Source organism: Chitinivibrionales bacterium (assembly GCA_014728215.1).
Classification (GTDB): Bacteria; Fibrobacterota; Chitinivibrionia; order Chitinivibrionales; family WJKA01; genus WJKA01.
The window spans coordinates 1-8257 of the sequence record WJLZ01000040.1 but is presented as its reverse complement, the minus strand read 5'-3'; the positions used below and the strand labels follow the sequence as shown (position 1 = coordinate 8257).

Annotated in this window: 6 protein-coding genes and 3 tRNA genes; all 9 read left to right on the top strand. The window is 50.5% G+C overall.

The features are described from left to right. On the top strand, positions 1–1789 hold a 1789-nt coding region (locus GF401_02680), incomplete at its 5' end, for an amino acid permease (protein ID MBD3343949.1). A gap of 302 nt (positions 1790–2091) precedes the next feature. Then, on the top strand, positions 2092–3732 hold the full coding sequence (locus GF401_02675) for a thioredoxin fold domain-containing protein (GenBank protein ID MBD3343948.1): 1641 nt from the start codon (positions 2092–2094) through the stop codon (positions 3730–3732). A 164-nt stretch (positions 3733–3896) separates the two neighbouring features. After that, positions 3897–3973 (top strand) — tRNA-Pro (locus tag GF401_02670). A gap of 230 nt (positions 3974–4203) precedes the next feature. Continuing rightward, positions 4204–4277 (top strand) — tRNA-Arg (locus tag GF401_02665). A 79-nt stretch (positions 4278–4356) separates the two neighbouring features. Further along, a complete protein-coding gene (locus tag GF401_02660) occupies positions 4357–4986 on the top strand; it encodes an NAD(P)H-binding protein (protein MBD3343947.1) in 630 nt (209 codons plus the stop codon). 9 nt (positions 4987–4995) lie between these two features. Further along, on the top strand, positions 4996–5838 hold the full coding sequence (locus tag GF401_02655; GenBank protein MBD3343946.1) for an NAD(P)H-binding protein: 843 nt from the start codon (positions 4996–4998) through the stop codon (positions 5836–5838). Then, positions 5795–7195: an MATE family efflux transporter gene (locus GF401_02650; GenBank protein MBD3343945.1), complete on the top strand. Its 1401-nt coding sequence runs from the start codon at positions 5795–5797 to the stop codon at positions 7193–7195. Before GF401_02655 ends, GF401_02650 begins: the two co-directional genes overlap by 44 nt. Before the next feature lie 212 nt (positions 7196–7407). After that, a tRNA-Val gene (locus GF401_02645) sits at positions 7408–7481 on the top strand. 74 nt (positions 7482–7555) lie between these two features. Beyond that, positions 7556–8257, top strand: a 702-nt coding sequence (locus GF401_02640; GenBank protein ID MBD3343944.1) for a TGS domain-containing protein, incomplete at its 3' end; no start/stop codon positions are given.

Here is an 8257-nt window from a genome sequence, read left to right as displayed (position 1 = left end):
TTCCGGCATATTTGTTCTTCCCGGGCTTGCCCATGCGCAGGCGGGGCCGAGTGTTATTCTATCCTATGCGATCGCCGGAGTCCTTGCCGGTATCGGCATGTTAAGTTCCGCCGAGCTGGCAACGGCCATGCCCAAAGCCGGTGGTGATTATTATTTCATTACCCGCTCGCTTGGCCCCGCCATTGGCGCTATTGCCGGAATGCTCAACTGGTTTTCCATTTCGCTCAAAAGCGCTTTTGCACTGGTGGGTATGGCCGCTTTTGCAAGCTTGTTTGTCAGTATCGATGTACGCATTATCGGGCTTGTTCTTTGTGCGTTTTTCGTGGTTACCAATTTATTCGGCGCCAGGCATGCCGGAAGGATGCAGACGCTGATGGTGCTCGGACTGCTCGTATTGATAAGCAGCTATGTTGTTATCGGTCTGCCCCATGTAAGGCTGAATAATCTTCAACCCTTTGTTCCCAATGGTCTGAAAAATACGTTCGCGACGGCAGGGTTTGTCTTTGTCGCCTTTGGCGGTCTGATCAAAATATCAAGTATCGGTGAAGAAGTACGTAACCCGTCTAAAACGCTTCCTCTGGGCATGCTGCTTTCGCTTCTCACGGTACTCGTCCTATACATATTAATGGTATTTGTCACTACCGGTGTTCTGCCGTCCGGGAAACTCGACCATTCATTAACACCGATCACCGATGGCGCTTCGGTGTTCATGGGAGTATGGGGAACCCGTGCTTTGGGCCTGGCCGCAATTCTGGCGTTCATGTCAACCGCCAATGCAGGTATTATGGCCTCCTCGCGCTATCTTTTTGCACTCAGCCGAGATGAGCTGCTTCCGAAAAGTTTCAGCAATGTCAACCCCCGATCCAATGTGCCGACTACCGCGATCCTGGTCACCGGCCTTTTTGTGGCCATTTCGCTTTTTCTCAAGCTGAGAATTCTGGTGGAGGCGGCATCGCTGGTGTTGATTCTGGGCTTTATCCTCTCTAGTGTATGTGTGATCGTACTTCGAGAAAGCCGCGTACAGAACTACCGTCCCAGCTTCCGAACGCCCCTCTATCCGGCTTTGCAACTCGTGGGGATCCTTGGTTTCGGCCTGCTTATTTTCGAAATGGGGCTCGAGGCATTCATGATTATTGCCGGGTTGTTTGTCGTGGGTATTATCAGCTACTGGACTTACGGCAGAAACCGGATCAAAAAGGATTACGCCCTGCTCCATCTGATCGAACGGGTGACTGCCCGCGAGCTGGTCACCGGCTCACTGGAGCGGGAGCTGAAAGAGGTCGTGCGGGAACGTGATGAGATCGTTGTGGACCGGTTCGATGAACTGATAAGTAAGGCCCTGGTCCTCGACATTTCCGAACAGATGCCGATGCAGGATTGCTTTACCCTGGTTGGTGAACAACTTGCCGAACGGATTGGCATGGACAGCGAGCTTTTAACCGAAAAGCTTATCGAACGGGAAAAGCAGACCTCAACACTCCTGAGTTCGTTTCTGGCCATTCCCCATGTGGTGATTCCAGGCTCCGGCAAATTTGAAATCGCGCTGGTTCGCGCCCGGAAGGGTATCATCTTTTCGCCCGAGGCACAAAATGTCTCTGCGCTCTTTGTGCTCACCGGCACACTTGATGAACGCAACTTCCATCTCCGGGCCCTGGCAAGTATCGCCCAGATCGTGCAGGGACAGGATTTTGAAACCCGATGGATGGACGCCCGGGATGAGGACGGTATTCGTGATGTGGTTCTGCTCGGAAAACGGGTCCGCAGAGAAATGGCGGTAGGCCGTATCTGAAAAAAAACTATTTCTTATTTCATCCAACAATTATGCCGATCCGATTTGCGTATATCTATTAAATATCTTCGTCCGGTATTTCACATTTTTTGTGAGTGCTGTCCAAAATAAAATGAAAAAAATTGGAACGAAGATTGCGATATACAATCGTTGTGATTATAGAACGCCGATGACGCCAATGTGGCCGATTACCACTGATTTTTTGATAGCTTACATTTTCTGATCAGCGTAATTAGCGTTCAAGTCTGGACAAGAATGATTTTTTGTTTTTGTTTTATTGTATCTGCGATGGAGGAACTGTTGTGAAAAAAGTATTTCTGGTCGTCGTATCGTTTTTTTTCTTTGTTCCGTTTGCTGCATATTCCCAGATCGATCTGAGTAATCTTAAAACGGATGCACTTGAGAAAGAACCGGCCAAAGAGCCGGTACGGATCGAGGTCGACCATGGTATTGTCTCCGATTCTTCGAAGGTGACAACAACCTTTTCTTTTACGATGCCCTCCGACGTCTATGTATACCGTGCCGAGTCACTTTTTTTTAAAATTCATTTCGATGAAGTGACCGGTTTAGGCGACGCATCGGTGGAAATGCCGGATCCCGTGGTCCATACGAATTTCGATGGTACCAGAGTGGACGTAATCACCAATGGTCGGGAAATCTCAGTTACGCGGGAGATTCGAGACAGCGAGTGGCGCATGCGCGGCTTTATCAGGTACCAGGCCTGTAACAAGACGACCTGTTTTACCCCCCGTAAATTTCCCTTTCTGGTGTCGAGTAATCCCGAAGATTCTCTTGAGGCGGTTGCTCCTCAAAGCCCTTCCGGGGGGAGTGAACAAATACATCAGGCACTCAAAAGTTTTACGAGCAAAGGAAAAGCTTCCGGTTATCTTGGCGTTCAGGAATTTCTCTCCTTTCTTGAGAACCCGGAATCGGGGGGGATGAGCTTTGCAGGGAAGAATCTCTGGCTGATTATCGGGCTGATACTTATTGGTGGAATAGCCCTCAATCTGACCCCGTGCGTGCTTCCGATGATCCCGATCACGCTGGCGGTACTCGGCGCCGGTGCACAGGCCGGATCAAAGGCGCGCGGTTTCTCGGTAGGAAGTTTCTACGGGCTCGGCATGGCCATTGCCTACGGAATCCTCGGCCTCGTTGTCACAGTGACAGGTGCCCAATTCGGGATTATCAACTCTTCACCGGTGTTCAATATTGCAATCGCCGTCCTGTTTATCGTCTTGTCGTTGGCCATGTTCGATGTTATTCATATTGATTTTACAAAGTACAGATCCGGAGTTACTTCAAACCAGTCGAAAAAAGGCAATCTGTTTGTGGCCTTATTCATGGGCGGGGTTGCAGCACTTCTTGCAGGAGCCTGCGTTGCCCCCGTTATTATATCGGTTGTCGTCTATGCTTCGACACTCTATGCCAAAGGGCAGCCGACGGGTCTTTTACTTCCATTTCTTCTCGGACTCGGCATGGCGCTCCCCTGGCCTTTTGCCGGCGCCGGTCTCTCTATTCTTCCCAAACCGGGAAAATGGATGAACTGGGTAAAGGGAGCATTCGGAGTTATAATACTTGCCGTTGCATTGCATTACGGTTACACCGGGGTAAAGCTTCTCAAAAGCATGGATACCGCGGTAGTCGAGTCGACGGTATCAAGCTCCGACCTTCAGTGGCGCCGACTGGCCGAGGGACTCGCAATTGCACAACAGCAAAACAAACCCGTGTTTGTCGATTTCTGGGCCACCTGGTGCAAGAACTGTCTGGCCATGGATGCTACAACCTTCAAGGACGAGCAGGTCAAAAGCAGACTTGAGGAGTATGTCCTGGTAAAATACAAGGCCGAGGACCCGCAGGATCCCCAAACCAAAGCGGTATTGGAGCAGTTCGGTATTGTGGGATTACCCACCTTTGTGGTTCTGACTCCCCGACAGGTCCCGTAAAAAGCCGGTCTTACCCGCAGGAAGGGCGGCCCATGCCGCGAGAGTATTCACTGAAAAGCGGCTTTCATTGCAATACAGGGGCGGGTAAATTATTTTTTCTCTGTTTTAACCCACGGAACACGCGGAAAAGCACGTAAAAAGTTTCGAATTTCGAATTTAATAGTCGGGGTGTAGCGCAGTCTGGCAGCGCACTTGGTTTGGGACCAAGATGTCGGAGGTTCAAATCCTCTCACCCCGACCATTTCCATGAGGAGCTGCTGTAAGCGGCTGCTCACGGAAATAGCGGTTGCGGTGGGGCGGACGAAAAGCCTTTGTTCACCACCGAATGGTAATGAGGTAGCATTTAACCGGCATGGCCGGTTAAATAAAATCCTCTCACCCCGACCATACAAAAATTGGGAAATGGAGTGATGGAGTAATGGATATTATTTTTTTCCTTACCCGCTCCTCCATTACTCCAGATCTTTTTTTGCGCCCGTAGCTCAGCTGGATAGAGCAACGGACTTCTAATCCGTAGGTCGCAGGTTCGAATCCTGCCGGGCGTGTAATAAAATTCAAGGCCCTCTACCGCTAAATCGGAGGGCCTTTTTTATAGGATGAAACAAGGCAACGAAAGGAGTGGTCATGAAACTTGTCATATTCGGTGCAACCGGGCGGACCGGCATTCCCCTGGTCGGGCAGGCACTTGACAAAGGTCATCGTACCAAAGCCTTTGTACGAACGCCTGAAAAATTAACAATCGAACACCGGAATCTCGAGGTGGTGCAGGGTGATGTTCTCGATGCCGGAGCGGTGGAAAAAGCCCTTGCCGGTACCGAGGGTGTGTTGTGTGTTATCGGGCATACGAAAGATTCTCCCACCGACCTTCAGACCCGGGCCATGATGAATATCACTTCGGCGATGAAAAAGAAAAAGGTCAAGCGGCTTGTCGACCTCACCGGAGCAGGAGTGCGCGATTCCAGTGACCGCCCGAAACTGATAGACCGTCTCATTGTGGTTGCATTGAAACTCATTTCTCCGAAAGTTTTAAATGACGGCAGAAACCATGCGGAAGTTATCCGGAGTTCCGGCGTGGAGTGGACTATTGTCCGCGCCCCGATGCTTCAGGACGGCCCCCATACCGGGAAGTACCGGGTCGGCTTTGTCGGCAGGAACAGCGGAACGAAAATTTCCCGGGCCGATGTCGCCGATTTCATGCTCAAAGAAATCGAAAAACCGGAACACTCGGGCACGATGCCGATGGTCAGCTACTGAGGATACATCATGATACTTGTAACCGGAGCATCGGGAAATGTCGGCAGCGAGATGGTGAGCATTTGTGAGCGGAAAGGCATACACTGCATTGCAGCGGGAAGAAAGAACAGGTGGCGGAACTACAAGCACGCAGAATATCGCTATCTTGACTTTGAAGATCATGCAAGCTACGAAGCATGCAGGGGAGTTACCGCGGTTTTTCTGGTTCGTCCTCCTCAGGTGTCAAACATACAAAAGAGTATCGCTCCTTTTTTACGGGCCTGCAAAGAATACGGAGTGGAAAAAATTGTCTTTCTGAGCATCCTCGGGGTGGAAAAGCTGCCCTTTGTTCCCCACTTTGCAATCGAGAAAGAGATCCTTCGGAGAGGTCTTGCACATACTTTTTTGCGGGCAGGTTTTTTCATGCAGAACCTTTCCACGACCCATGCCCGTGAGATCCGGGAGCGTAACGAGCTTGTCGCTCCCTGCGGCAAGGGAAAAACGACTTTCATTCATGCACGGGACATCGCCGGAATCGGCATCAAAGCGCTCTGTGGTGAAATAAAAGATGAAAGCCTCGATGTTGCCGGGGAAGACACTTTGACCTATAATGAAGTTGCAAAAAAGTTGTCACAGGTGTTGAACAGGAAAATTACCTACCGGAGTCCGCCGGTGATTGCGTTTATTCTGTACCGCCTTCGCCACGGCACACCCTTTAAATTTGCGCTGATTATGGTCGGAATCTATATGCCCACCCGGTTCGGTGCGGCCGAGTTTCACGGCACTACAAAGGTTGCCGATTATCTCGGAAGAAAACCGGTCGGCTTTGATGACTTTCTCCGGGAAGAAAAAGAAATCTGGGTACATCGTTGAATCAAGGATATTATTGAGTCACCGCAAACAAGCTTCACTTACCGAGGGTCATGTTCCGGCCGTATTGCTGCGTCTTTCTTTACCGATGATAGCGGTGGCGCTGGGTATCGTTATCTTCAATTTAACCGACACTTTTTTTGTCGGCCGCCTGGGAGCATTGCCCCTTGCCGCGCTCAGCTTTACCTTTCCGGTCGTGCTCTTTACCGGCAGCATTTCCATGGGTATCGGTATCGGAACATCGGTAACGGTTTCCCGGGCTCTGGGGGCGAAGGACCGTTCACTGGCCGCTCGTCTTACCACCGATTCCCATCTACTCACTGTTATTGCGGCGATAGTGATAATGGTTGCGGGCCTGTTGACAATCGACCCGCTGTTTCTTCTGCTCGGTGCCAAAAGCGACATTCTGCCCATGATCCGGGAGTATATGACTATCTGGTATGCAGGATACCCCTTTGTAATCGTGTCGATGACTTCAATGCAGGTCATTCAGGCGGGGGGTGACGCCCGTACCCCCGGCATTCTCATGGTAGCATCGGTTTGCGCCAACATAGCTCTCGATCCTGCACTGATATTCGGCCTGGGCCCCTTTCCCGAACTCGGCATTACCGGTGCGGCAATCGCGACGGTGCTGGCAAGATCATCATCCATGTTATTCGGCATATGGATTGTTGCCCACAGAGAAAAGCTCTTTTCTTTCAGCGGCAGCAGTATTGTTCAGACAGTCCGGTCCTGGGGCAAAATTCTGTATATCGGTATTCCTGCGGGTATGACCAACGTAATGCGGCCTCTCTCCATGGGTATCATTACCCGCCTTGTAGCAGCCCATGGGGTATTAGCCGTTGCCGGATTCGGTGTGGCGACACGCCTGGAGACATTTGCCCTGATTTTTATCATGGCAATCGCCTTTGTCCTCACTCCCTTTGCAGGCCAGAATGCGGGTGCACAAAAATTCAGGCGTATCAGACAGGGTATGCGTTATGCCACCCTCTTTTCGCTGGGATGGAGTATCATTGCCTTTGGTGTTTTTATTTTCTTTGCCGGGCCGCTTGCGGCGGTATTTAATGATACTCCCGATGTTGTAACCGTTGCGGTGCGGTACCTGAAAATCATGGCGGCGAGCTACGGATTTCAGGGCACGGCCCTTTTGGCAAGTGCTGCTTTCAATGGTTTGCACCTCCCCTGGACAGCCACGGCGCTTGCCTTTATCCGTATGTTTGTGCTCTATGTGCCGCTGGCCTGGGCTGGAAGTACGCTGTTTGGACTGCCCGGTCTTTTTGCCGGTGCGGCTTTTGCCAATGTGCTTTCGGGGATCTTCGGGTTTGGATGGTTTGAGCGGAGAATAGCGGGTCACCGATAGAATAAAAATGGCCTCAGACAATAAAAACGGGCTCTCAACGGTACATCTATAATGCAGAATTGAAGGAATTTGATACTTACTCCAGATAAATATTGACAAATCCCCCCAGTTTGTGGTATTTTTGAGAGATTCAACATTCTGTTTTGCAGAGTGCGATGCTATTGGTATACCTGGTATCGGGTCTTCGCTGATACAGCGTAGAGTAAAAATTCGGGCGATTAGCTCAGGTGGTTAGAGTGCTTGCTTGACATGCAAGAGGTCACTGGTTCAAGTCCAGTATCGCCCATTTTTTCTTTCATCCATATCATTATTGTATTTATCATATACAACAACGCAACTGTTACTGATTGAAGGCATATAATGAATATTCGACTGCCCGATGGAAGCGCAAAGGAACTCTCGGAAGGGGCGTCTGCCCGGGATCTTGCCGAGAGCATAAGCCCTCGTCTTGCCAAAGACGCGCTGGCAGCCGAAATCAATGGTGAATTCCGGGATATTACCGCCCCTCTCCACGATCACGATTCGGTTTCCATCATTACGTTCAATTCCGAGAAGGGGAAATCGATATTCTGGCATTCCTCATCTCATATCCTGGCCCAGGCGGTGCAGGAACTGTTTCCATCGGCGAAAATTGCGATCGGCCCGGCAATAGAGAGCGGATTCTATTACGATTTTGATGTGGACAGACCGTTTTCGACTGAAGACCTGGAGAAGATCGAAAAGAAATGCTACGAAATAGTCAAGGGGAAGCTTCCGATCGACCGACACGAGGTGTCAAAGGAAGAGGCTGTTTCCTATTTCAAAGAAAAGGATGAGCCCTATAAAATCGAGTTGGTCAACGACCTCGAGGGGAATCCATCGCTGTACCGCCAGAACGGATGGCAGGATTTATGCCGTGGCCCGCACATTCCCAACACCGGGTATGTCAAAGCGATAAAGCTTCTCAGTGTTGCCGGAGCCTACTGGCGAGGTGATGAAAACAACAAGATGCTACAGCGGATTTACGGCGTCTCTTTTCCAAAAAAGTCCATGCTCGATGAGCATCTCCGGTTGCTTGAAGAG